Origin of the sequence: Sphingobacterium sp. UBA6317 (assembly GCF_002440385.1) — a bacterium.
Classification (GTDB): domain Bacteria; phylum Bacteroidota; class Bacteroidia; order Sphingobacteriales; family Sphingobacteriaceae; genus Sphingobacterium; species Sphingobacterium multivorum.
Genome location: NZ_DJTD01000045.1, coordinates 1 through 23,860 on the forward strand (window position 1 = coordinate 1; position 23,860 = coordinate 23,860).

At 36.2% G+C, this 23,860-nt stretch carries 22 protein-coding genes; 16 read left to right on the plus strand and 6 right to left on the minus strand.

Annotation, left to right across the window (positions count from 1 at the left end; genetic code table 11):
* Positions 1–444: 444 nt before the first annotated feature.
* From B3E92_RS14555 to B3E92_RS14585, 7 genes are all read left to right on the plus strand, one after another.
* A complete protein-coding gene (locus B3E92_RS14555; protein ID WP_286775060.1) occupies positions 445–1,563 on the plus strand; it encodes a TlpA disulfide reductase family protein in 1,119 nt (372 codons plus the stop codon).
* A gap of 72 nt (positions 1,564–1,635) precedes the next feature.
* Positions 1,636–2,004, plus strand: coding sequence for a hypothetical protein (locus B3E92_RS14560; RefSeq protein ID WP_286775061.1), 369 nt, complete (start codon positions 1,636–1,638; stop codon positions 2,002–2,004).
* 744 nt (positions 2,005–2,748) lie between these two features.
* Positions 2,749–4,785 carry a TonB-dependent receptor plug domain-containing protein gene (locus B3E92_RS14565; protein ID WP_286897372.1) on the plus strand — a complete coding sequence of 679 codons (2,037 nt, stop codon included), beginning with the start codon at positions 2,749–2,751 and terminating at the stop codon, positions 4,783–4,785.
* A 172-nt stretch (positions 4,786–4,957) separates the two neighbouring features.
* Complete coding sequence (locus B3E92_RS14570; RefSeq protein ID WP_286775063.1) at positions 4,958–6,058, plus strand: TlpA disulfide reductase family protein; 1,101 nt, start codon at positions 4,958–4,960, stop codon at positions 6,056–6,058.
* A 216-nt stretch (positions 6,059–6,274) separates the two neighbouring features.
* Positions 6,275–6,622: a hypothetical protein gene (locus tag B3E92_RS14575; RefSeq protein WP_286897375.1), complete on the plus strand. Its 348-nt coding sequence runs from the start codon at positions 6,275–6,277 to the stop codon at positions 6,620–6,622.
* The gene (locus tag B3E92_RS14580; RefSeq protein ID WP_286897376.1) at positions 6,619–6,825 is read left to right on the plus strand and encodes a hypothetical protein; all 207 of its coding nucleotides are present in this window, start codon (positions 6,619–6,621) and stop codon (positions 6,823–6,825) included. Before B3E92_RS14575 ends, B3E92_RS14580 begins: the two co-directional genes overlap by 4 nt.
* A 144-nt stretch (positions 6,826–6,969) precedes the next feature.
* A complete protein-coding gene (locus B3E92_RS14585) occupies positions 6,970–7,290 on the plus strand; it encodes a hypothetical protein (protein WP_286775065.1) in 321 nt (106 codons plus the stop codon).
* Between the two features lie 389 nt (positions 7,291–7,679).
* Here B3E92_RS14585 and B3E92_RS14590 read toward each other — a convergent pair whose 3' ends face one another.
* Positions 7,680–8,495 carry an IS3 family transposase gene (locus B3E92_RS14590; protein WP_286897377.1) on the minus strand — a complete coding sequence of 272 codons (816 nt, stop codon included), beginning with the start codon at positions 8,493–8,495 and terminating at the stop codon, positions 7,680–7,682.
* Positions 8,496–8,518: 23 nt separating this feature from the next.
* Positions 8,519–8,797 carry a transposase gene (locus B3E92_RS14595; RefSeq protein ID WP_286897379.1) on the minus strand — a complete coding sequence of 93 codons (279 nt, stop codon included), beginning with the start codon at positions 8,795–8,797 and terminating at the stop codon, positions 8,519–8,521.
* A gap of 220 nt (positions 8,798–9,017) precedes the next feature.
* On the opposite strand from B3E92_RS14595, the gene B3E92_RS14600 reads away from it, so the two are divergent.
* Positions 9,018–9,278 (plus strand): hypothetical protein, encoded by a 261-nt coding sequence (locus tag B3E92_RS14600; RefSeq protein ID WP_286897380.1) that lies wholly within the window; start codon positions 9,018–9,020, stop codon positions 9,276–9,278.
* A gap of 383 nt (positions 9,279–9,661) precedes the next feature.
* Positions 9,662–10,285 carry a hypothetical protein gene (locus B3E92_RS14605; RefSeq protein ID WP_286897381.1) on the plus strand — a complete coding sequence of 208 codons (624 nt, stop codon included), beginning with the start codon at positions 9,662–9,664 and terminating at the stop codon, positions 10,283–10,285.
* 181 nt (positions 10,286–10,466) lie between these two features.
* Here B3E92_RS14605 and B3E92_RS14610 read toward each other — a convergent pair whose 3' ends face one another.
* Positions 10,467–11,165, minus strand: coding sequence for a hypothetical protein (locus tag B3E92_RS14610; protein WP_286897382.1), 699 nt, complete (start codon positions 11,163–11,165; stop codon positions 10,467–10,469).
* A gap of 974 nt (positions 11,166–12,139) precedes the next feature.
* On the opposite strand from B3E92_RS14610, the gene B3E92_RS14615 reads away from it, so the two are divergent.
* From B3E92_RS14615 to B3E92_RS14625, 3 genes are read left to right on the plus strand one after another with little or no spacing between them, the layout of a single operon-like run.
* Positions 12,140–13,603, plus strand: a complete 1,464-nt coding sequence (locus B3E92_RS14615) for a TlpA family protein disulfide reductase (RefSeq protein WP_286897383.1) — start codon at positions 12,140–12,142, stop codon at positions 13,601–13,603.
* A gap of 17 nt (positions 13,604–13,620) precedes the next feature.
* A complete protein-coding gene (locus B3E92_RS14620) occupies positions 13,621–16,773 on the plus strand; it encodes a SusC/RagA family TonB-linked outer membrane protein (RefSeq protein WP_286897384.1) in 3,153 nt (1,050 codons plus the stop codon).
* Positions 16,774–16,783: 10 nt separating this feature from the next.
* On the plus strand, positions 16,784–18,142 hold the full coding sequence (locus tag B3E92_RS14625; RefSeq protein ID WP_286897385.1) for a RagB/SusD family nutrient uptake outer membrane protein: 1,359 nt from the start codon (positions 16,784–16,786) through the stop codon (positions 18,140–18,142).
* 28 nt (positions 18,143–18,170) lie between these two features.
* Here the strand turns inward: B3E92_RS14625 and B3E92_RS14630 are convergent, their stop codons facing one another.
* From B3E92_RS14630 to B3E92_RS14640, 3 genes are all read right to left on the minus strand, one after another.
* Positions 18,171–18,512, minus strand: coding sequence for a hypothetical protein (locus tag B3E92_RS14630; protein ID WP_286897386.1), 342 nt, complete (start codon positions 18,510–18,512; stop codon positions 18,171–18,173).
* 176 nt (positions 18,513–18,688) lie between these two features.
* On the minus strand, positions 18,689–19,210 hold the full coding sequence (locus B3E92_RS14635; RefSeq protein WP_286897387.1) for a MauE/DoxX family redox-associated membrane protein: 522 nt from the start codon (positions 19,208–19,210) through the stop codon (positions 18,689–18,691).
* Positions 19,211–19,377: 167 nt separating this feature from the next.
* Positions 19,378–20,352 carry a helix-turn-helix transcriptional regulator gene (locus tag B3E92_RS14640; RefSeq protein WP_286897388.1) on the minus strand — a complete coding sequence of 325 codons (975 nt, stop codon included), beginning with the start codon at positions 20,350–20,352 and terminating at the stop codon, positions 19,378–19,380.
* A gap of 320 nt (positions 20,353–20,672) precedes the next feature.
* On the opposite strand from B3E92_RS14640, the gene B3E92_RS14645 reads away from it, so the two are divergent.
* The 4 genes from B3E92_RS14645 to B3E92_RS14660 all read left to right on the plus strand — a co-directional run bounded on the left by B3E92_RS14645 (position 20,673) and on the right by B3E92_RS14660 (position 23,847).
* The gene (locus tag B3E92_RS14645) at positions 20,673–20,810 is read left to right on the plus strand and encodes a hypothetical protein (protein ID WP_286897389.1); all 138 of its coding nucleotides are present in this window, start codon (positions 20,673–20,675) and stop codon (positions 20,808–20,810) included.
* 101 nt (positions 20,811–20,911) lie between these two features.
* Entirely contained in the window at positions 20,912–21,844 is a 933-nt protein-coding gene (locus B3E92_RS14650; protein ID WP_286897391.1) for a hypothetical protein, read from the plus strand.
* Positions 21,845–21,956: 112 nt separating this feature from the next.
* Positions 21,957–23,060 carry a hypothetical protein gene (locus B3E92_RS14655; RefSeq protein WP_286897392.1) on the plus strand — a complete coding sequence of 368 codons (1,104 nt, stop codon included), beginning with the start codon at positions 21,957–21,959 and terminating at the stop codon, positions 23,058–23,060.
* Entirely contained in the window at positions 22,990–23,847 is an 858-nt protein-coding gene (locus B3E92_RS14660; protein WP_286897393.1) for a LytR/AlgR family response regulator transcription factor, read from the plus strand. Before B3E92_RS14655 ends, B3E92_RS14660 begins: the two co-directional genes overlap by 71 nt.
* Positions 23,848–23,860: the final 13 nt, after the last annotated feature.

Sequence of the window (23,860 nt, forward strand, 5' to 3'; positions counted from 1 at the left end):
AAAACATTTAAATTTATCATGGCGGTGTGTTATAATTTTGCAATTTAAATATAGCAACTTTGCTATATCCAAACACCGCCACTTTTTAAACGTTTAGGACGCAAGTGAAGATAAGTTTAAAAATAATCCCAAGAGAGGAATTCCTTTCAAGCGAGGAATTGAAAAGTATCACAGGTGGAGAAACGGGCAGTGATGCAGAGGGTGGCTTATTTTGTAAATCAACATCGTGCACCCTTTCTATCCAAGGTGATGATGGCAAATGGATAACAAAAACAGGCACCTGTAGAAACAGTGAAAGCTCAATGTCCAGATGTTATTGTGATGCTGGGCTAGGAGACGTCCATTTAACTTCCAATAGTGGTATTGGTAGATGCTATAAAGATTGGTAGTATTTAAATCAAAGTGTTCATTCTATATGAATGAACACTTCTAATTTTTTATTTTATGAGGCTAATTTATTTAAATTTATTGCTTTTCATTGCGAGTTGCACCCCTACAATTGCTCCAAAAGATTCGGTATATATCGGGGGTAATATTAAAAATCTTTCTCCGGGTACTGTGTACTTATTAAATTCTAAAAGAGAAGCGATTGATTCCGTTTATGTAAAAGATGGGAAATTTTCCTTTTCATTGCAGAGGGATCCAGAAAATGACTTTTATACCTTAAGCCATATAGATGATATTGGCATGAAATCCATTTTTCAGTTTCCGACGGATAGAACATTTAGAGGAGGGCCATTACAGGTAGATTTTTTTATGGCTGATGATACCGTGAAATTAGGGGGAAACTTAAAGGTTTTTCATTCAAGACAGATTAAAATGGCCGATAATATACAATTAGTATATCCAGATGAACCTCTGAGTGCTGGAAAACAGACCCGGGCTATGTATAGCGTCAAATGGGACCTAAACAACCGTATCACGGATTCTGCGTTTGTTTTTATACAGCAACAGGTCAAAGAGTATCCCTATTCTATCTATTTGCTGAAACAGATTTTGGAAAACCGAGCAAATTTCAGTGTCAGACAATTACAGCTTCTTCTGCCACTTTTTGATGAGGATATGCAAGAGAGGAAGGAGGCTGTCGAAATAAAAGCGTCTATATTGAATCGACAAGTTTCTTCAGGGAAAATTGTTTCATTTGAACTAAAGTCTGTTGATGGTGGGGTAAAACGGATTATTAATCGAAATAGTAAAGTTAATATATTGGTGTTTTGGGCAAGCTGGTGTGGACCATGTTTGCAGGAAATCCCCGATATGAAGAAGCTCTATCAAAAATACAAGGATGAAAATAAAGTCCATTGGGTATCTGTTTCACTGGATCGCAATGAGCTTGCTTGGAAGAAGAGTCTGGAAGAGAACAATATGCCTTGGGAGCAGTTTATCGTACCATCTGAAAAAATAAATTTCTTGTACGATATATTGGAGCTAGATGGAAGTATCCCAGCGGTTTTATTTGTCAATAATCAAGGTAAAATCATTAACAAACTCATAGGTTATGACAAGGGAAATATAAAATGCTATGACAAAATTATTCTTGAAAATCTAGCTAAAAACTATTAAGAGAGTTGGATTTTTACGGTCCACGTGAACGGAACGATTGTGCTTTGGATGAGTGTATGCCGTATTATAAAGATGGCTCTAGAAGATGATGAAGACGTTATTATAATTTGTGAGGATGATCATGAGTTTACCTCAGATTATAACACTGAAAACTTTCTGTCAGCTATTTACGAAGCAAACCGGTTGGGAGCAAATTTCTTACTTGGAGGAATTCTTGGTGGATATACGAATATCTTGCCGCTTCCATCGGGATTGATATGGATAGATGCCTTTTGGGGAACTCAATTTGTTGTTGTCTATCGTTCGTTTTTTGAAGCAATTTTAGCAGAATCATTTTCAGAGAAGCACGTTGCGGATGGTAAGTTTTCAGAAATGACGAGCAACAAATTTGTTATGTATCCTATGATTCCATTCAGAAAGAATTCGGTCATTCCGATATAACGTCAATAAATGGTGTAGGCGGACATTTGGAAGCTATTATCCAGTATACAATGTTAAGGATGCATAAAATTTGTGAAGTGTATTGGAGGAATGTTTTAACAATTGGAGAGAGTGACCTTTCTCCAGATTTATAAGTATTCTCAAGTGAAAATCTTATTATTTAGACCGGTTTTCTGATTTTTTCTCTTCAATTCGTGTTTCTTCTAACTTGGTCGAGCTTCTTTGCAAAAATCACACACTTTTACGAATATTATAACTTCATCATTATTTTATTATAAAATTATTATATGTGATACATAATAATCTATCGTTACAGTGCAATCGTTTGTTTAATTTACGCAATCGATTTCGTTGTCGCTTTATGTCTTACTTTAAAAATATTATTATATCATTGTTTAGTACTATCAATTATAACCGACTTAATTGTATAATATATTTTTCTTAAGCCGAATACGGAATTTAGTCAAAGCGGAATAGTGCCAATTTTTTTAAAAGCCTTAGCTAATCAATAGAATAGATTGAATATGCTATTTATGCTCATGTATTTTCTTAAATAGTAATATAATTAATGCCTTCGGACCGGCTAATGACTGCGAAGTGGGTATAAAAACTTAAATTATAATTGAAATAATGGTTAAAAATTACACAAGCCTTTCTTTTGCTTTGTTTTTATCTGTTGTTGGGACAAAGTCGCTTTCTGCGAATACTGGATTGTTTTTTAGATCAGAAAATCTCATTTCTACAATGCATAGGGACACTGTCAAAACAGATAAACTAGACTCCAGCCCCAAGACCGATACTATTGGGCAAATGGTGAAATCACTTCAGAAATTTAGACACATTCGCGATACTGTTGATGTGCGAAAAGTTTCTCTGCAGCCAAATATTTCGTTGCAGCAGATCGTAAAAGGTCAGCTGGCGGGTGTGTACGTTCAGGAACCGAGTGGAGAGCCTGGGTCAGTTCAGAGTATGATCGTGCAGGGTGCATCTGGGGTGATGTTCACGAAACGTGACAACTATGCGCTACAGCCCGCTGTCTATCTGAATGGTGTGCCAATGGTGCAGGAAAATCCGTTTGCGTTTGATGTACAGGAATATGATTACAATCGTGTTGGGCCTGCAACGAATTTGCTATCCCAAATTGATATTAGCAACATTCAGTCGATTGCTGTAGTCAAAGATCCATTTGAGTTGGCAAAACTCGGACCGAATGCTGCGAATGGAGCAATATATATAACGACAAAAAATGCGCGGGCAGGAGTTAAAGACATCAGTTTGAATGCATATTATGGTTTTGCATCAAACCCAAAAGTATATACAACAAATGGTGCCTATGAAAATACCTTCCGTAAACAGTTTTTTGACAAGTATGCAACGCAGCAAAATTATGATGATTATGCACCTTATTTAAGAGATTCAACGAATGCGGCCTTCTTTGGCCCTTCCAATTGGAATGATCTTTATTACAAAAATACCCCGACATATACGGCCGATTTGGGGATCACCGGAGGTAATGATCGGGCCAATTTTAGGTTTTTTGGATCCGGAACCAAAAATGCAAACAGCGCTGACGAAACGAGTATAAACCGTTATAATATATTCTTTGGAATCAATATGGCTCCATTCAAATGGTTGACCGTTTCATCAAATGTAAATGCCGCACGATTGGATCGATTTGGTAACCGGAGTTTAAGAGATCGTTATGCTGAAGCGCGCTATATCCCGGATCTTTCAACTCCACTTTCTCCTAATGCTGCGGTGTATGGATCATATTTGCAGGAATTTGATAAAAGTGTTGACAACAATCGCGTCACAACCCTTAATGGTAATCTGACACTAAGTGCAAAAATTGATAAATTAACCCTTTCCACCTCATTATTGTTTGACTATAATGAAGGTTCCAGGGATTATTTTACACCATCCACGCTAATGGACGGGATAAGTTATATTTCAAGTTATTTTGGTTATAACCAACGTATGATTTGGAATAATGCCGCTACTTATAAATTTGATTTTACACCAAAAAGTGAACTACAGATAGAAGCTGGGCAAACTTACCAAGAAGATACCTACAAATACAATTATACAAGGGCGTACGATGGACCGAGTGACTTTGTTAAACTAAACAAAGTGTCGGCGACTGCAACAGGAGACGGTTTTCTAAATTCGAGTGGCTTTGGGCAGGTTTTTCGCTATATAGATAAAGAAGTTAACGGTTTATTTTCTGTCTATGCTTCAGCGAAATTTAAGTATGAAGATTTTTTGACATTCAGTGCCTTGGTACGACGTGATGGTTCGTCCAATGGACAACCTAATAGTCGCTGGGTTACGACCCCTGCCTTCGATGTCAAGTATAGCTTGAAGAATCAATTTCTTAAATCTAATTCGACCGTTAATAGCTTGAATATTACTGCAGGTTGGGGACAAACTGTACGTACCTTTTTAGACGATCGATATGCAGCAGGCCCTCAATATCGAACTGAAAATGGCTGGGATGAAGAGCCGACTATTCCGGGCTATGGTCCTGTGTTGGGAATGAACCGTCCTTATAACAGTGGCTTTATCGGTTACAATATCAAAATGCCTATTGCTGAAAGAACAAACATCAATTTGGATGGATCTTTCTTTGATAATCGGCTGAATGCTTCCTTAACGGCCTACAATCGAAATGACAAGAATCAGTTGATAGGGGTGCCTGTTTCGCAAGAATCTGGTTATACCCAAAATTATAAATCAGGTCTTGAGGTTGGTAGGGTTCCCTTCCTGTACATTAATATGTGATGATGCGAAGAAAACTAAATTTTCTAAAGATTGTGGTTATGGAGTTTCATGTTCTACAGATAAGAGCAATATATATTGCGGAGGAGAAAAAAGCTGAAACTTGTCCCAGTTAGTTGTTGATTAACGAGGGGTCGTCGTAACAACTGACGATCCCTTATTTAAATATAAAATTATGAAAGGTTTTTCGATTTTAGGCCTTCTCTTTCTTATTGCAGGAGAGCTTTTTGCACAACATCCGGGGTATTCAATCAAAGGTACTTTAAAAGGCTTAGGAAATCAGATGGTCTATCTAAGCAATAAAGCAGGGGGGTATAGCAATGCCACAAAACTTAAAGTTGTAGATTCTTGCTACAGCAAAAATGATACTTTCGTATTCGAAGGGATTATTGCTGAACCGAATTTTTATTCCATAGAAGTTCCATTGTTAAATATTGGTTGGCAAACTTTTATTTTAGAAAATGCCGAGTATACTATCACCGGTCAAATAGACTCTTTAAATCGAGCTGAAGTTAAGGGAGGTGCTCAACAATCAGCTTATCTTGATTATAAAACTAGGGTTGAAAAACCTTTTAATAAAAAATATTTTTATTATCGGAAAAAGATTGAAGAAAATAAGAATGTCGAACTGTATAAAGATTCATTAAATAATCTATTGAGAATATTTAACCAAGATTTTTTAAGCTGGATAAAAAAAAACTCAGATATGTTTATTGGTCTTGATGAACTTTATTCGTATGCGGGTATGAAAATGCTTACCGATTCAACTCAAAGAGCCGCTTTTAATTTATTGAGTCCTAGAATGAAAGGAATAGGAATAGAAAAAGGACTTGATGTTCGTATAAGGGGTGGTCTCAAAGTGGGAGATTATTTACCCGATTTTACAATGGAAGATGTAAGCGGGCAAAAAGTTATATTATCGGCCAGTTATAGAAAATATGTGTTGGTTGATTTTTGGGCAAGCTGGTGCGCCCCATGTATTGAAGAACTGAATAAAATAGGGAAATGGTACAATAAAGAAAACTCTTTAAACTTTGAGATCATTGGTGTTTCTGTGGACGTGGATAGGTCAAACTGGATTTCGGCATTGGAAAAATATAAATATCACTGGGTGCAGGTGTCAGATTTAATGGGATCGAGCAGTGATTTTTTTAATAAATGCGGTATCAGGTCAATCCCGCATAATTTTTTAGTTGATCAGAATGGGCAAATCGTTCGTGTTAATATAAATTCTGAACAATTGTACCAATTCCTGAAAGATAAAAAATGTTATTGATGTTTTTTATTCTCGGGGCTAGCTTGATTGCTATGCTGATACTGGTTTGTTAGATGAAATTATGAAGAATACGGCGTTGCAATTTTAAGGTTTTTAATATAAAAAGAAAAAAAATCAGTATTTGAAATTAATCTAGAGGACAGGGATGACCGGAAGAACCATATAATTAAGCAGTTTGTCAGTAAATCGGAATTTGCATTTAAACTTGTTAAAGCGGTGAAACATAAAATAGATGCAGTAGTCTTATTGCGAACTCTATATAACATTATAAAGCAAGCGGAGACTAAGGAATTACCATATATCATTGTCTGTGAAGACGACCATTGTTTTACACCACATTACAACGTTGTTGAATTAAGAAATACAATAGCGAAAGCAAAAGGTTTGTGCAGTGATATTTTATTTGGCGGAGTGAGCCATTTTGAAGATGCTGTCCAGGTGGAACAAGAACTTTTCAGGATCAACCATTTTACAGGATTTCAATTTACGATCATTTATAAAAGAGCCTTTAAAAGACTTCTTTCTTTGGAATGTAGTAATGATGATAATATAGATTTAAAATGAGTGGAGTAAGTGATAATATGTATTGTATGTCTCCTTTTATTTTTATTCAGGAAGAATTTGGCTATTCAGATGTAACAGTAAAAAACGCAGGAACTAGAATTGTTGAAGAATATTTTGTTAAGTCCGAGAAGAGATTGGTAGCACTATCCTATCTAAAGACTCATTTCGAAAATCTTCATCATAAAATAGACAATGGAAAATAACATTATTATACCTACTTATATTATCAATATTCCTAAACGAAAGGATAGACTAAAGCACATTTTAGCCAATTTGAAGGGAGGAATGAATTTGATGTACAAGTAGTGGAGGCTTCCGTGCATGCTAATGGCGCAGTTGGGCTGTGAATGAGTATCTGTAGGGTTATTCAAATGGCTATTGAAAGTGATGAAGATGTCATTATTCTTTGTGAGGGCGATCACCAGTTTACACCGTATCATGAAATTGAAAAATATCTGTCCGCTGTTTACGAAGCACATCGTTTAGTTGCTAATTTTTTGCTTGGTGGAATTATTGGAGGGTACAGTAATATTCTTCCTCTTCAGTCGGGATTAGCATTAATTGACACTTTCTGGGGAACGCAGTTTGTCGTAGTTTTCAGATCTTTTTTTGAAACTATTCTGATCAAACCTTTTTCAGAAGAGGATGTAGCGGACGGAAAATTTTAAGAAATGACCAGCAATAAGTTTATTATGTACCCTATGATTTCTATCCAAAAGAAATTTGACTACTCAGACACCACGACTTTATATAACCTAAATGGACACCTACAGCATGTTATCCAATCTGCTATCATTAGAGTGGATATAATTCATGAGATATATCTTAACCATCCGTTTATTAGTGTAAAATAGTAAATTGATTGTATAAGCCATATAAGACTTCTAAGTGATATAACGTTTTCCATATTATAAACAGATTGACATGATGGATTGTGGTAAGCTGCGCCCGTTTGTTTAGACAGAAATTTCTAATTTTTATATAGTATTTTCTGTTTTAGGGCTGAAAATGGAAATAACTTTTTGGCTCTTGAAAGCCTAAAAAAGTTATTCTATTTTTATGCCGCATCCGCTTGCAAATACATGCTTTGCGGAGTATTATAGTTTATTCCCTGATGGAAGCGTTCCTGATTGTAGAATTCAAAGTAAGACCGTAACCCAGCACGGAGAGACCTTGGACTATCGTAGGCCTGTAAATATACGTTTTCATATTTTACAGACCGCCATAATCTTTCAACAAAAATATTATCCAAGGCCCTGCCTTTTCCATCCATACTGATAGATATATCGTTATCTAACAGTTCTTTGGTGTGCAGGTCACTCGTGTATTGACTACCTTGATCGGTATTGAATATCTCCGGTTTACCATGCATATGCAAGGTCTCTTTCAATAGATCTGTACACCATTCCGCACTCATTGTATTGCTGATATCCCAATTTAAGACATATCTCGTCTTCAGGTCAATGATCGCCGATAGATACATAAACCCCTTTTTCATAGGTATATACGTAATATCGGTTGCCCAGACTTGATTTTTTCTATCGATTTCCAGCCCCTTCAATAAATAAGGATATTTTTTATGCGCCTTGTTTACAACGGTGGTGCTTGGTTCGCGGTAAATCGTACGCCAGTTGATTACTTTCATCAGTCTCCTAACACGTTTTGAATTGATCTGAAAACCCGCCTCCCGTAAAAGTACCGTAAGCTTTCGGTAACCATAAAATGGCGTCCTGACATATTGCTCCTGCATGAACAACTCTATAGCCTTATCCTGCTCTGATTTGTCTTTTTTCCTATAATAAAGCGTACTACGGTTCAATCCAAGCGCATTGCACTGCTTGCTAAAGCTTAATACATCTTTTTTGCTGACCATAGTCAAACGCTCCGATAAAGGAATTAGTAAAGCTTTTTTTTTAGAAATTCGTTTTCTAGGCTTAATTCTCCAATACGAGCAAAGAGCTTTTCCGTCGGTATATTGCTATCTTTGGAATCTCCTGCATCCTTTGAAAAAACTTTGCTCATATTCCGGATGGCTTCTGCTTTCCATGCCGAAATCTGAGTCGGCAACAACTCATATTTCTTCGCTAAAACCTCTATCGTATCCTTCTCTCTAAGTGACTCCAATACAACTCTGCTCTTAAAATCTTTACTAAATGTTCTCCGTGTACGTGACATAATATTGCTAATTTAATCTATTTATTTCATACCTTAAATTTATGTCTAGTTTTAGGGGAGCAGCATAATTATTATTCAAAATTCTATACTCTATTTAGTTATGAGTTATGTATTCGAAAATTTTTAAAGATTTTTTGAATAAATTCTATTTTAATCTATATTGGTAGAATTAAAAATATATAATATTTGAATCACACAATATCATATTTATCTAGATTGTATGGAGGACATTATTGGCTTGGGAAGTGAAAAAACACATAAATCTCAGGAATTTCGATTGACTTATAAAGGGCAAGATTATCAGTTAGTTCTGTTAGAAAAGTCGTTGTCGAAAAACAGTACTGAAGTAAAAATATTATTAGATGGCATTGTTCAGAAATTAGTTAAAAGGGAGAAAGGATGGTTCTTTGAAAATATAAAATCAGATCATCTCTTCGCAAATGAAATATGGAGAAATATCTCGTTACGTTTTCGGATTTGATAAGGACCGTCCAAAATGAATTTTTGGTGATGAATTCTAAATATAAGCGTCAGATATAGAATAAATAATATCAACTTAACGCTATAATTTTTTTAAATTCCTTCAGCTACGTTCTCCCCTTCCAATTATCCTAAATCTTTTTTATAGATAATTCTATAAAAAACTTCGAAATTCATACCTATTCTAGAGTGTTTTTCAATTTAAACCTACCAGTAAAGAAATATGTTTTATTGAATATGTAATCTTAAGTTTTCGTTACCGAGCGATAACTTTTTGTGAAAGTGTTTAAAAAAAACATTATTATTTGGGAATTATTACCGATTGATTTTGAGTTATCTCTTTAATGTAGTATTTTCAAGTATTAAATAACCTTTAAATTAATTATGAAAATAAGTAGAGTTTTAATATTGGCAGTTTCTTTAATTACATTATTCTTTTTTTATTCCTGTTCGCAGAAAAAAGAAGATAAATTTATTGGCTATTGGATTGAAGATGGAAAAGAACATTCAGAAGTTTTGGAAATCAAGAAAGAGGGCGATAAACTTTATCTAAATAGTAAAGATTTAGATGTGCCTGCAACGTACAACAAAGATGATAATACCCTCAGTGCACAGATTACCAATGGTCTTGCTTCGGCAAATATTTTGATGAATATCGTGGAAGATCCAGATAAAATGAAAATGAGTATTGGGAGCAAAGCGGCTAATTTTTCTAAAGTGTCTAAGGAGAAAGCCGAAGATTATAAAAAAGCCAATGATACTTATTATGATCCTAACTTTTTTGTAGGCGAATGGAAAAGTGAAGTGGAGCAGGAAAAGCCTCTAAAAATTATAAAGGAAGAGGGTACCTATTTTTATGTGAGTGATTTTCTTGGAAAACAACGATTGGTTTATGATGACAAAAAACATTTGATGACTGGTCAAATGGGGATAACAACTATTATCATAAAGCGCAGTGGTGATCAAGAAATCACTGCCTATGGCAAAAAATATAAGAAAGTAAAGTAATTATAAGAGTACATGAAATTGCATTTCTAATATCAGTGATCGCGTTTTCTAAATTGGATAGATCCTCTCATTTTTTAGCATAATTAAAAGCTGAAATGAGAAGACATTACAGCTCGACATTGGCGGGAGGAGCCCCGACAATAAGATTATCTACGTTATTAAATCTTGGAAATTTCTTAAGCTATTTTCCTCCTAAATCAATATATCCGCGCTCAATTAAATCAATATAGTTTTTAGCATCCTCAAATTTCACGAAGCTGGCAACTAGCTGAAGATCTTCCTTTTCAGCAGTGACCACGTGATAACCCATTTCAACCAAACCTGGATTCATGGTAGAATTGCATATAAATACATTTAAGCCTTTTAATTCGTCTTTAGTTAATTCAGCGAAAGGCTTATCAAAATAGGTTAGCGATGGTGGTGGATTTTTCTTTTTGTACTCTTCTGCAAATGCCTTTATTTTTTTTACTAAGAGTGGGTTTATAATTTTAGTAGACTTTTTACTTTGTGTACTGTCCTCATTTGAATCGCTAGTCGATTTATGCTCACCTTGCTTTTCTTCTTTATTGTTTTCAATTTCAAAAGGAATTTTTTCGACCTTCATCAAGCGTTTTAATTCTTGATCTAATGCTTTTGCGAGGCCGGTATTTCTTCTGGTTTGACCAGTTACCCTTAATAGAGTATTCTCCCGTTCGAACAATTCACCCAACTGATTTAAATTTTCTTCACTGGGTTGAGAAGTATTACTTCTCCAGGAACTCACCTGAGAATAGTTTACGTCTGCCCAAACTGCAATCAATCGGTTCGAGACTTCATATTCTTTAATAAATTCATCAATTAAATTTATTTTAATTGCATCTGCAACTTTAACCCTACCCATAATTAGAAAAAAAATATTTGCACTTGGTGCGTATTATTATTATATTTGTCTTGTAAATATTATGATTGCGAAATGTCTAGCAGTTTTAAACTGCTTGCAAAACGAAATCACTCATGATAGAAAACCGCTAACTTTCCACATGAGCTGATCGTGGATTCGCTTTCTATTGGATTTAATGTATATTTGTACATTCTCCAATAGAGCGGATACCATGTTAGTCTTTGTGGAACTTTAACTTAGGTTAAAGCGGTCCTAGCGGTACCTCTATCAAAGCGTTGGTATTCGCTCTATTGTTTTGTCAACAAAAGAGCGCCTGCTTTAGAGGGTGATTTTCGTTTTCATAAACCAAAAAAGATTATGAGAACAAAAATTACATCCATCAAAAAATTCCCCGGAATAAAAAATCAATTCCCCTGGAGATTTTTCTTATTTCAATACCAAAAAGTTATATCGCCACCAGAATAACAGGTCATAAAAATCAAAAAAACAGAGAGAGTGCAATGTCTAGCCTCTAGCAATAATGTAGAAAGTTACTAAAAGTAGAAAGCTACTATTTGCTAAAAGCTTATTCATGATTTACTCGTTGTTTTCTCGCCATGTATTGTTTGAATACTTGATATGGATGCTTTAACTTGTTAATTACTGATTCGAAACCTAAAATTAATAAATAAAAGCATTTTTTTCAAGCGTAAGCAATTAAACCTTTTATTCAATTGCAATAAAAGCATGTCGAGTTTTTTCCTTTTTCCGAAAAGAAGCGTCATAATGTCCCCTAGTCGATGCCTTGTAACCAGTTTGAGACGGCCTTCGGAAGCATTTTATTTTTTTATAACACAGAGACTATTATCAGTCTTTGATTAACGCTTTTTTGAATGCAAAATTTATGCAAATGGGAGAGGTATGCCCTTTTCCCTACCAATATATTAACCAATATTATTAGTTGGTTTTTGAAGGCATTAAAGAACAAGCGAGCTATGTTGATAGTGGTTTGTACGGTTTCTATATTTAGTTTATCAGCTCAGACGCCCCGCAAGAACAGTGGGGCCGATGGGCTCTTAATAAAACCTCTTAAAATAGGGGATACCATCCCAGAGTCCCTTTGGGATTTGAAACTTGATGTCGTAGGGCATCCTGCTGGAACCAATAAGCTGACATTAAAAGATTATAGAGATAGAGACCTTATTATTCTAGACTTTTGGGCAACATATTGCAGTTCCTGTATAGCAGCATTTCCAAGCTTGTATAAGCTGGAAAAAGAAATGGACGAAAAGATCAAGATCCTTTCCATAAGCCATCAGGATGCTGCGGCAGTCCAGAAGTTTATCGCTAAAAGTGAATTTTTAAAAGAAAATCATCTTGATAAAACTTTCTATTCAGTTGTCAACGATAAGATACTCCCCAGATATTTTGAAAAAGATGCGATTCCCTTCAATGTCGTCATAGATCAAAAAGGGATAGTAAGGGCATTGACAACTCCAGTGGAGTTAACGGCCGATAGGCTTGCTTTGATGATAGCAGACGAAACAGCTAAACCTATTTTAACACGAAAAATGACGATAGATGGCCCCTTGTTGGCTAATTCAACAGGCGCTGATGGTTATTACTATAGTGCTGTACTGCCTTATGATCCCACACTTCCTGTACCGGTGATGAAAAAAGTAGATTCCCTGCATCAGATCAAACATTTTGTGTATCCTAACTTGGGCTTAAAGCGCCTTTTTGCGTATTGGATACAACATCAATCGCCTCGAAAAGGAAATATCAACACGATGCCATCACGATGTATTATTGAAGCTGATCCGCAGAGTGAAGAATTTTTGTCTGTTTTTGATACGAATGGAAAATATGCGAAAGTGACCTATGAGTCTGTAGCCCCAATGCATACACTAGACTCCATTATTTTTGCCAAAATGAAGATTGACCTAGATCTGTTGACAGGAATGAAAGCTTCGTATCAAAAAAGAACGATTCCTTGCCTTGTCGTGACTGTCTCGAATCAAAAACTTCTCCCCATTAATAAATCTGGATCACCGTACGCAAGTTTGATAATGAATGGGTTATCTGGTGGAGATGGTACTGGCGATGGTAGATTTGAACAGCGTGTTCAATTGAACAATAATCAGACGAAGAACTTCATGCGTAATTATAGCATGAAGGATATGCTATATGCTTTTAACCAATCATTGGGAGCAAATCTCCCCTTTATGATTGACGAAACCAATTTTCAGGGTAAACTGGATCTGAAATTACCTCAGAAAGTAGATGATTTGCAAAGCCTCCAAGCTTCGTTCGCAGGGCAGGGACTTCGCTTAAGTTTAGAACAACGTGAATTGGATGTTTTTGTATTGTCATCAGACAAGTTTAAGGTCAACAATCGAACGTTGATGCTCACTTCGAACGGATATGTTTATTCGGAGAGAAAGGAGGGAAGCAAATGAAAAAGTTACTCTTAGTAATGGCTATAATAATTGTTATGGTGACGAAAACGCTAGCCCAATCATCACCGGTCGAGATACGAGATGCGGTAAATAATACACCCTTAGAAGGTGTATCGATCTTGACCTGCACTGGAAAGTATGTAGCGGTGACGAATAGTAGTGGCTATGCAAGTCTTGGGACTATCGACTTGGCATCTTGTTATATTTTTAGACGACTAGGGTATAAGACCGATACAGTCAGTGGCTCGTTATTAACGGAGAAAAATCAGGTCATTCTCTTATCTCCGATTATCAATGAGTTGGACGAAGTATTAATTTCTACGGGATATCAAAAAATCCCTAAATACCAGACCACAGGTGCAGTAGATCTTATCGGCAACAAGGATTATGAAAGGCAGATCGGTACTGGCGTATTGGAACGTATGGATGGATTGGCCGCTGGGCTAACATTTGATCGCAGGAAAGGATACATGAAAGATATTCAGATACGAGGGTATAGTACCATGACTTCGACGATTGCTAAGCCATTGATTATTGTAGACAACTTTCCTTTCGACGGCGATATTGAAGCGATCAATCCGAACGATATCGAAAATGTTTCCCTATTAAAAGATGCCGCTGCTGCTGCAATATGGGGGGCAAGGGCTGGAAATGGTGTATTGGTCATAACGACCAAAAAGGGAAAGATGGATCGCCCAATGTCGGTGCAGTGGAATTCAAATGTCAGCATCATAGATAAGCCGGATCTATTCTATTCGCCGAGAATCAGCAGTAGCGAATTTATAGACAATGAAATTTTTCTTTTTGAAAAGGGAGTTTTTAATGCGAATCTTTCCAATAATACCAAACGTCCGATTGTGACTCCAGTAGTCGAATTACTAGATGCCGTGAAGAAAGGCAATCTAAATGAGACGGACGCTATGGCACAGATAGATAGGTATCGGTCATATGATCTGAGGAATGATTATGACCGTTATCTATACCGTAAGGGTATCAATCAACAGCATTATATCGCGATTCAATTGGGCGGAGAAAAATGGAATAATAGGCTTGCCATTGGATGGGATAGGGATCTGAATGCACTGAAAGCCAACGATCAGAATAAATTGTCGATTCGTACGAACCAGCATTGGCGGCCGTCAAAATATTTGGAATTCCAGATGGGATTGCAGTATTCGGAAGCGCAAGCACACAACAATAATCCCGGAGAGCTGACATCCATATATCCCTACGCCCGTCTTGCAGATGACAATGGCCTACCATTACCTGTCGACAACTTGTATCGATACAGCTACATCGATACCGTCGGACAGGGACTTTTGATGGACTGGCGTTATTATCCTTTGAAGGAAATGCAACAGCGCGATAGTAGGACATTGCGTAGAAATATGATCATGGATATCGGCGCTACTTATAACCTATGGAAAGGTCTTTCATTTGATCTGAAATACCAATATAGTAGACAGGCGGATGAGCAAAAAAATTATCAATCCGAGGCCCTGTTTTATACACGGGATTTAATCAATAGGTTCAGCGTAATAAAAAATGGAGCGGTGACTTATAACTTGCCCAAAGGAGGTATTTTGGACTATGGTAACGACGAAAGCATTAGTCATCAGTTCAGAACGCAGTTAAACTTTAGTCGTGCTTGGTCAGATAAACATGAGATACAGTCACTGCTCGGGGCGGAATGGCGTAAGATAGATAATAATGCACATATTGGACGGTCTTATGGATATAACGATAACCTTAAACTGTCGAGTCAGGTTGATTATGTTACCCTCTTTCCCAATTTTGGTAATCTTTATTCGAGTATGGCGATTCCGTTTATGGATCAGTACACTTCCTCGGCAGACAGAATGGTTTCATTTTTCTTCAATGGAGGTTATAGTTACAAAAAGCGTTACACCTTTTCTGCTTCGGCAAGACGCGATGCCTCTAATCTCTTTGGTGTAAATACCAACAATAAATGGAAACCGCTGTGGTCTGTCGGTGCTAAATGGATCATCAATCAGGAGCGTTTTTTCCATATGCCGTGGATGGATCAGCTGGTTTTACGTACATCCTATGGTCATAGTGGAAATGTGAACAATGCGGTGCCTGCCGTGGTTACAATCGATTATAATTCATTTTTGAGTCCACTGGCAAGATTACCGTATGCTAATCTAAGAAATGCACCCAATCCTGATCTACGTTGGGAAGATGTAGCCCAATGGAATATCGGGGTGGATGCTTCTTTTCTTAAAAATAGGATTTCGCTGGCGATAGATTATTATAATAAGAGATCAACAGACCTCATTGCAAATGAAGATGCGGATAGGACAACAGGTTTTGCATCCTTTACACGTAATAGTGGAACCTTAATAACAAAAGGGATAGACCTCACATTAAGGACGTTAATTGTAGATCGAACTTGGAAGTGGAAGGCTGATTTGCTGGGAAGTTTCAATAGTAATCGTATGGCTGTACTCAACCGCACGAGAACTTCATTGACAGCAGGCGAGTTTTTTGTGCCGCCAGCTATTGACTATCCAATGAATTCGATGTTTTCATACCGTTTTGCTGGACTAAATGCCAATACTGGAGCACCGCAGGGTTTTCTCAATGGAGAATTGAGCGAAGACTATACCGCATTGATCAGTACGACCAAAGTTAAATTGGAAGATCTGATCTATCAGGGAAGTGTCGTACCTCGATACTATGCCAATTTAAGAAATTCATGGCATTATAAGGGGGTGGAAATGCTTGTAAATATGAGTGGTAAGTTTGGTTATGTGTATCGTCGAAATACGATATTATATGCGCAGATGTTGTCTACTGGTTTAGCTGCCGCGCATGCTGATTATGAAAAGCGATGGCAGAATCCGGGTGATGAACTTCACACCAATATTCCATCATTACAATATCCGGCACTAGCATCCAGAGACAATTTTTATAGACTGTCGGATGCCACAATTGAACCTGCAGATCATATCAGAGTTCAGGATATCAGTCTAGCTTACTCACCTGCAGTAAAATCTAAATTTATCAAGTCCGTACGGATTCAGCTTTTCGTCAATAATCTCAATTGGATTATTTGGAAAAAGAGCAAAAGTGAACTCGATCCGCTATTTGGTGATAGTACTCCGATATCTCGGTCATATTCTCTAGGATGTAATTTTCAATTTTAAATCGAATACCATGAATAAAACAAGATTATTATTGGCGGTTATCGGCCTATTAGGGATGTCGTCCTGTAACAATTTCCTCGATGTAAAGCCTGAAAGTTCCTTAGCACTTGTAGAAACGGTTGATGATTATTTGGCTGTCGTGCAAAACGAAACACGGATGAACGCCAACTATCCCTTCTCATACGATTATGCCAGCGATTTTTTCTATTTGTCAGAGCAGAATATTGATGCGCTCGATGAGACTGGACGGTATGCATACCTTTGGATAGCTGAGCCATGCCACGCAAATAATTGGAATCAAAACTATGCCCGGATATATGATACGAATGTCGTGTTACAGGGCATAGATCATGCTGAATTGGGCAATCGAACTGAATCGGATCGCAAAATGGCTAAGGGAATAGCTGCATTTTCAAAAGGTTTTACATTGATGCAGCTCGCTGCTTTGTACGCACCACCCTATGAGCGTGGAAATAATATGGGAAAACTTGGCGTTCCAATTCGTCCTTCTGCCAATATTGAGGAAAAATCTATTCGCCCATCGCTCGATGATTGCTATAATGAGATTGAGCGTTTATTGATCATGGCGGGCAACCTATTGCCAGATCATAACAAAGCCAAGACGATACCAAGCCGGGAAGCCGCATGGGCTGCATTGGCCCGTTTTTATTTAGTGACTCAAAATTATGAAAAGGCATTCGCATACGCAGATTCATGTTTGCAGTTTAATGGAGAACTTATGGACTACAATTTGCTTGATCCGATAGCTTCAGGAACACAGTTTCCGATTTTGAACAAAGAGGTTATTTTTCATGCGACCAAAGGCGATTTTTCGGGAATGTCTTCTAGTTCTCAAGCAATAGTCGACAGTCAATTATACAACAAATATGCGATGGATGATCTCCGAAAAAGCTTATTTTACAGAAAGAATGTTGATGGAGTCTTAGGGTTTTATGGAAGCTATGACGGTAATGTCTCCTCAGCGGTATTCAGTGGTATTGCAAGGGATGAAATTTATTTGATTGCAGCGGAGTGCGCTGCTCGATCGGGAAAGTTGGATATTGCTTTGGATAGGCTAAATGAACTCCGTAAAAAGAGAATTGCTAAAGAGAGTTTTACCATTTTTAGTTCCAATGATCCAGCTATTGTACTTCGATTTGTGCTGGAGGAAAGGGAGAGAGAACTGGCTTTTCGCGCTGGTATTCGATGGATGGACCTTAGGCGGCTAAATCTTGAGGACCGTTTCAAAAAGAAAATTACGCGATTATATAAAGAGAAAGTCTATACACTAGAACCGAACGATATACGATATACATTCAAAATCCCGGATGAAATCGTTTCGATCGGGAAGTTGGAGCAGAATCCATAAGTGAGGGGGCATTGGCGCCCCCTTGCTTTTAATTTTGCAAAAAAACATCAGACGCCGACGTGTCTTTATCTTGAATGCGTTGCATAAGATCACTATTCTCTTCAATCACAGGATGATCTGTTCCATCATTTGGTGCCACGATACCACAAATTTTTTGAGTACCTGGACAAAGAGTAGAAAGATCACCAGAGTAAGGTGAATAGTTTGCGGGATTTGTCGGATCAGCATTCGGACTGTTCAGTGTCCATGCAGGATCGGCTTTTGCAAGAGTATCCGATTTTTTGCTTTCTTCTGCGTTTACGTGTCCCATGTAAATGCCTAATCCCAGAAATGCTCCCAAAATTGGGACAATTAATTTTACTTTTTTCATGTTATTGATATTTATAGTTTATAAAAATAGGTCGGTAGTTTCTAGTATTTCGATATCTTGTCTCAGTGATATGCCCGGTCGTAAGTTATCTTATATCTGAATTGTCGCAATCCCGAAAGAACATATCAAATAACTATTGACTACTTTCCCTGTTGACTGAACTCCCGTCGAAGTGCTTATGCATAGTTTTTTAATCTCCTTTCTAATTTGTATTCGATTATCAATGCTGAGGCGCCAAGTAGAGTAATAGCAAGATTGAAAATGAAATGCTGTTTCCAGCTCAATTTCTCAAATACTTTACCACAGGCACAAGGCACATAGCCATAGATTTCAATGAAAGCCAAATAGGCATATAATGTATAGGTTGCCATCAGCAGAACGGCTAATCCTAAACCCCAAAAACGTAGTTTAGGAATACACATCAGGGTTACCGTTCCCAGCTCCGATACAGGCAATACATAGCCAAGGACAGGTGTAGACCATGTCGGAAGTGGTTGTTTACTTAGCTGAGTGATAAAAGCAGAATGATTAGATATTTTACCAAGACCTGTAAGGAAAAACAATAAGATTAGCATGACTAAAGCACTCAGTACATAGATCTCCATGAAGATTTTCCATTTTTTTCTACTAGCTTTTTGTCCAGGTGCAGCTAATGCTGTAGTCCCCTCATGCCGTATATATTTTTCTCTTTTTTTCATCGTCTTTATTAGTTGATTGCTTATTAAATTCTACAATGCTAAATTACTTCAAAACATAGCTGAGCGTTAGGGAGAAAGGGTACTATAGATTGGTAGAAAAGTAACTGGTGGTTAAATAATTGATTAGAATAATGGATTTGAGGATTTGAATCTTCGAAATGAAACGGCTATTGTTTTAATTTGAAATTTAACGCTGTGAGATTCGTTCTTTTTTTTATAAAATTATTCATTTCTGAAACAGTGCTAAAACCACATTCTTCAGCAGTTGTTGCTAGTTTCTCATTTCCGACAATAACAGTTGCGATATGCTCCAATAGAATTTGGTTGCGGTAATCATGAAATTTACATCCATAATTTTTTTTATGCTCTTTATTGAGATAGTTCCTACTGACAGATAGGATATGTGCAATATCTGATAGTTTTGCTTTTGCGCCTTGATGCAAAATGTTAATCTCTAATAAATAGCGTGCCTGATCAATTCGACTTAAATATGTTTGTTTTTCCTTTAATACTTTAAAACGGCTAAGTTGTATCAGGAAAATCAAATGTTTCAATAGCATATGTTCATTGTCGAGAATATTAGGATTAAGCTTGCTGAAAAGAAGACACAATTGCTTTTTCGTAATATCGCCCACTCTGAAAGTAATACTTTTTGCTGATTTTGATGATTGTTCTTTTTTAGCAATCACTAAATGATGTAAAAAGTCAAAATTACGATTGGCAGGAGGTCTAAAAATACCCGCATCCAAGATGAAACCAACTAAAATATGGTGTCCTTTAGGAACAGTTAAGGAATATTCTCCTTTGGCTAAATAAAGATAAACACCTCGTTCTTCTACAAAGTCCATAACGAAATCTTGCCCATGATGCATTTGTTTTAAAGGAATATCACTAAGTAGTGTATAGTTAAGATGTAAATCACCAAATTCCGTAAATATTGGAATCGTTTCCTCATAGTCCATCCAAAATTCGTAATAATAGAGATAGCCATAGCGGCCGTCAAATGTTTGCTCACAAATACAGTTATTCCTCGATTCCCAATTCCGTACTTGAGCATTTCGAATAGGATATGCTACTGTATGCTTTAATGAATCAACAAGTTTGTAATCCTGAGGTAAAGTGAAATCATAGCTCCTTTCCATATATTAATAATTTAACGAGGTTTTGGCTAACACTCTGATTTACTGGATATTTAATTAAGGTTGTGAGTGTACAAAAAAATATTTTTATGACAAAAAATAAATGTGGAAGGGTTCTATGAGCAGGTGAATCGGTTTTTGGACACTGTGAATTTTTGAAGATATCATAAATATTGGTTTCACAGGTTGGCTGAACCTAAGTATTCAAAAATGAATCTATTGTCTCCTTTTTCTTTCAAATTAGCTCTGTGATCACATGCTTTAGGGACCCAAAGCAAAGTGACCAAGCAAGGCAAGTTTGGTGCTATTGTGGAACAAAAAAGATGATAAAGATAATGGAACAGCTTTTTTATGATATGCAGCGATTGGCGGACCAGGCGCTCTATACATTTTCCAATTCGGAAACAATAAAGTTCATGATCGATTCTGCAGAGGAAAAATGTAGTCTATACTATCTGTAAAATACCAAGGGTGATCCGGACACCCTTTCTAGCATTTTAATTTATTTAAAAAATACGGATTCATTAACAAAAGTCTTAGTAAAGCTTTAAAACCACCCTATATGAAATTATGTTTTCGCTCTGAAATTTGGTATAGAAGTTTAAAATGTGTTTCTCTACTATACCAATGGAAGCTCATTAATAATTATGATTCAATTATAAAATTACTGAAAGTCTATCTAGAATGGTCACAACAAACTCGATTTCAAAATGACACAGATTTATTAAATGATCTTTTAAATAAATGGCCATTTAAAAATAAAGAAGTTCGTATCTGGGCCTGCATGCATATTGGACCTTATGCAATTATTGTCAGAGTGTTGATAATTATGGAATATAAAGTTGCAATCTTGCTTCGTTCAGATGTATTTGAAGAGCAAAAGAATATTTACAAAAAGCAATATCAACTTTCGTTTGGTAGGGAAGCTGACGAGAGTGAATTATTATTTATAAAATCTGATGTGGGAAATCCTTTATTGAGATTGAAGGACGCAATTTTGAAAGGTTATCAGGTTGTAATTTTTATCGATGGACAAATTGGTGTAGATGGAAATGCGAAAGGATGGCAATCTGTTAAACTTTATGGATCTACTGTAAATTTAAGGGAAGGTATAGCAGCATTAAGTCATTGGACCAATACACCGATCAATGCTTTAATTCTCTCATTCTTTAATGAAAAGATTAAATTCCGATTTATACAAAATGAGATTATCAAGAATAAAGCTGATTACCAAAGTGCTTTTCAAAATATTTTTAGTCTCATGCATTGCTTATCTATTGAAGAACTTATTCAGTGGGAATATTTACCTACTATTTTCGAAAAAAGCGAAGTGTTTAATGATAAAACCAATAGAGATTCGGCAATCTGGTTACCATTGCATGTTCAGGATAAGGAGATGCTTTTTGATATTACAACAGGTCGTTCGGTCCTGATCAAAGAAAATGAATTTGATATAATTTCCAAAAAGTTTAAGGTGTTGCTTGCTGTTGATTAAATATGCTTTGTATATAACATGTGAAAATCTCTTCATATTTATAAAATGTTTTTTTTATTAATTTTATAGTTGCTGAAATTAATAGAAGTTTTATTTTTTGCCTAAACTTGTCATGATAAAGCAGAACCTTCTTAAACCTTTGTCAAGACGTATTCATTTTGCGTTTTGGATTATTTATTTTTTATGGGTAATTGTAGTAAACATATATAAGTTTGGCTGGGGACATTTCTATGTTATGATTGGATTGATACCAGTTATATTGTCAATCAGTTACACAAATAGAAATTGGTTGCGTAGGTTGTTATTTAAGAAAATCGATCTAAGTGAAACAATTAAAGCAATTTTGTATTTTTTATTGGCTTCCTATGTTACATATCTGACATTATATCAATTTCCGACAGAGCTGAGTAGAAAGGTGCTCAAAAACCCTCAAATTTTTAGATTCGTTGATTTCGGTATAGATATTTTAACATTCTACTTCACTTTTGCTCTTAAAGGTGTTTTTATTTTAATTTTTGAAATTTTATTTAACCTAACTGAAGGGATCTTTACACATTTAGGGTTAGTGCGGTTAAACTCTCAAGGCGCTTTAAAGAGTCAAGTTTTCCAGGATTGGATTTCCCACTTCATAGGCAACCTAACCCAAAGTTTTATTAGACTGACAAGAAAATCGCCATCAGCTATTACTAGAGTAGATGCCTTATTAAAGATTGAAGGATATGCAGTCCGAAAATTAAATTTTAGAAAAAGCTTCTTAGGTAATCTCGAAGACGAGATAAAATATTTAAGATTAATCATGCATCTATATAACGAAAAGCATGTAAAACTTCAACTGAATATTGAAGATTATTGCTTACCAGTAATCCCAATGATGTTATTAAGCTTGTATAAAAATATGGTTAAGCACGGTGATTTTGGCGATAGTACCAAAACCGCTATTATGTCTGTCTCAACATTCGAAAATCAGCTTTCGATTAATTGTAGCAATAAAATAGCTCCTGTATCCGCTTGGATTTATAAAGAGGGAGGCACTGGCTTGGGACAACTTAGGAAGTTATTACGTTTGGAATATAAGGATGATTTTTCTTTAACGGAAGAATTAGTAGATGGAATGTTTAACCTAAATATTGAAATACAATATAGTAATGGAAACGATAAAGAGATTATTAAAACAGGAGAAGAGACTCAAGAAGATCAGAGTAGGCATTTTGGATGATGATCCGGAAATGGTAGAAGAGCTTAAAGAATATGTTGATCTGACAGTTAACTTTGAATGTGTATTTTCATCAACTAATCCTAAGGAGACATTGATGGCATTAAGAACGCTTAAACTCGATGTATTATTTCTGGATATAGAAATGCCCGTTATCAGCGGTCTGGATATTTTACCTCAACTGGAAGATTTGAAACTTCGCAATCCCGGCATTGCTAACATGCAGGTTGTTGTATGCAGTACAAATGGGCACGTTGGTGATAAAATGTTCCTTTATGGTGTAGCCGATTATTTTTTAAAACCGTTTGAAATGGACCGTTACTGGAGGGCGATTAAAAATGTCAAAACAAAACTCATGGGGCTTGGACTTAACGACCTTGATGAAAAGAACAATTGTTTCTTTTATGGACGGCGAGGTAAAGAGAGACAAAGATTGCAATTTGACGATATAATCTGTATTGAGGCTAAAAATGAACAAAGTTGGATATGGCTAGATGATAAAACATTTATAGAGGTTAATGAATCTTTTGGAGATATCCTGACGAGATTACCAAAATCAAAGTTTGCTCAGATACATCGTAGTTTTGCTGTTTCACTTAATCATATAACCGGGATCACGGCTAAACACGTCTACCTCTCGGAAATAGAACTTAATAGAGGTGAAAAAGGCAAATACAAGTATTTTGATAAGTGGATTGAAGATAATGTAATTACAGGATACCTAAATACATCAAGGGAAATAAGACTAAAAGCCAGAGATGATCATGAACCTAATGTAGAAATTGGTTAAAGGGGGTGATACT

What these genes read in the sequence shown, in the direction of transcription:
- B3E92_RS14570 (WP_286775063.1), top strand. Translation starts at nt 4,958, where the DNA reads ATGAAAGGTTTTTCGATTTTAGGCCTTCTCTTTCTTATTGCAGGAGAG.
- B3E92_RS14605 (WP_286897381.1), top strand. Translation starts at nt 9,662, where the DNA reads ATGAAAATAAGTAGAGTTTTAATATTGGCAGTTTCTTTAATTACATTA.
- B3E92_RS14630 (WP_286897386.1), bottom strand. Translation starts at nt 18,512, where the DNA reads ATGAAAAAAGTAAAATTAATTGTCCCAATTTTGGGAGCATTTCTGGGA.
- B3E92_RS14625 (WP_286897385.1), top strand. Translation starts at nt 16,784, where the DNA reads ATGAATAAAACAAGATTATTATTGGCGGTTATCGGCCTATTAGGGATG.
- B3E92_RS14660 (WP_286897393.1), top strand. Translation starts at nt 22,990, where the DNA reads ATGGAAACGATAAAGAGATTATTAAAACAGGAGAAGAGACTCAAGAAG.
- B3E92_RS14595 (WP_286897379.1), bottom strand. Translation starts at nt 8,797, where the DNA reads ATGTCACGTACACGGAGAACATTTAGTAAAGATTTTAAGAGCAGAGTT.
- B3E92_RS14650 (WP_286897391.1), top strand. Translation starts at nt 20,912, where the DNA reads ATGAAATTATGTTTTCGCTCTGAAATTTGGTATAGAAGTTTAAAATGT.
- B3E92_RS14635 (WP_286897387.1), bottom strand. Translation starts at nt 19,210, where the DNA reads ATGAAAAAAAGAGAAAAATATATACGGCATGAGGGGACTACAGCATTA.
- B3E92_RS14640 (WP_286897388.1), bottom strand. Translation starts at nt 20,352, where the DNA reads ATGGAAAGGAGCTATGATTTCACTTTACCTCAGGATTACAAACTTGTT.
- B3E92_RS14615 (WP_286897383.1), top strand. Translation starts at nt 12,140, where the DNA reads ATGTTGATAGTGGTTTGTACGGTTTCTATATTTAGTTTATCAGCTCAG.
- B3E92_RS14645 (WP_286897389.1), top strand. Translation starts at nt 20,673, where the DNA reads ATGATAAAGATAATGGAACAGCTTTTTTATGATATGCAGCGATTGGCG.
- B3E92_RS14655 (WP_286897392.1), top strand. Translation starts at nt 21,957, where the DNA reads ATGATAAAGCAGAACCTTCTTAAACCTTTGTCAAGACGTATTCATTTT.
- B3E92_RS14555 (WP_286775060.1), top strand. Translation starts at nt 445, where the DNA reads ATGAGGCTAATTTATTTAAATTTATTGCTTTTCATTGCGAGTTGCACC.
- B3E92_RS14610 (WP_286897382.1), bottom strand. Translation starts at nt 11,165, where the DNA reads ATGGGTAGGGTTAAAGTTGCAGATGCAATTAAAATAAATTTAATTGAT.
- B3E92_RS14600 (WP_286897380.1), top strand. Translation starts at nt 9,018, where the DNA reads ATGGAGGACATTATTGGCTTGGGAAGTGAAAAAACACATAAATCTCAG.
- B3E92_RS14620 (WP_286897384.1), top strand. Translation starts at nt 13,621, where the DNA reads ATGGCTATAATAATTGTTATGGTGACGAAAACGCTAGCCCAATCATCA.
- B3E92_RS14585 (WP_286775065.1), top strand. Translation starts at nt 6,970, where the DNA reads ATGAGTATCTGTAGGGTTATTCAAATGGCTATTGAAAGTGATGAAGAT.
- B3E92_RS14580 (WP_286897376.1), top strand. Translation starts at nt 6,619, where the DNA reads ATGAGTGGAGTAAGTGATAATATGTATTGTATGTCTCCTTTTATTTTT.
- B3E92_RS14590 (WP_286897377.1), bottom strand. Translation starts at nt 8,495, where the DNA reads ATGGTCAGCAAAAAAGATGTATTAAGCTTTAGCAAGCAGTGCAATGCG.
- B3E92_RS14565 (WP_286897372.1), top strand. Translation starts at nt 2,749, where the DNA reads ATGCATAGGGACACTGTCAAAACAGATAAACTAGACTCCAGCCCCAAG.
- B3E92_RS14560 (WP_286775061.1), top strand. Translation starts at nt 1,636, where the DNA reads ATGGCTCTAGAAGATGATGAAGACGTTATTATAATTTGTGAGGATGAT.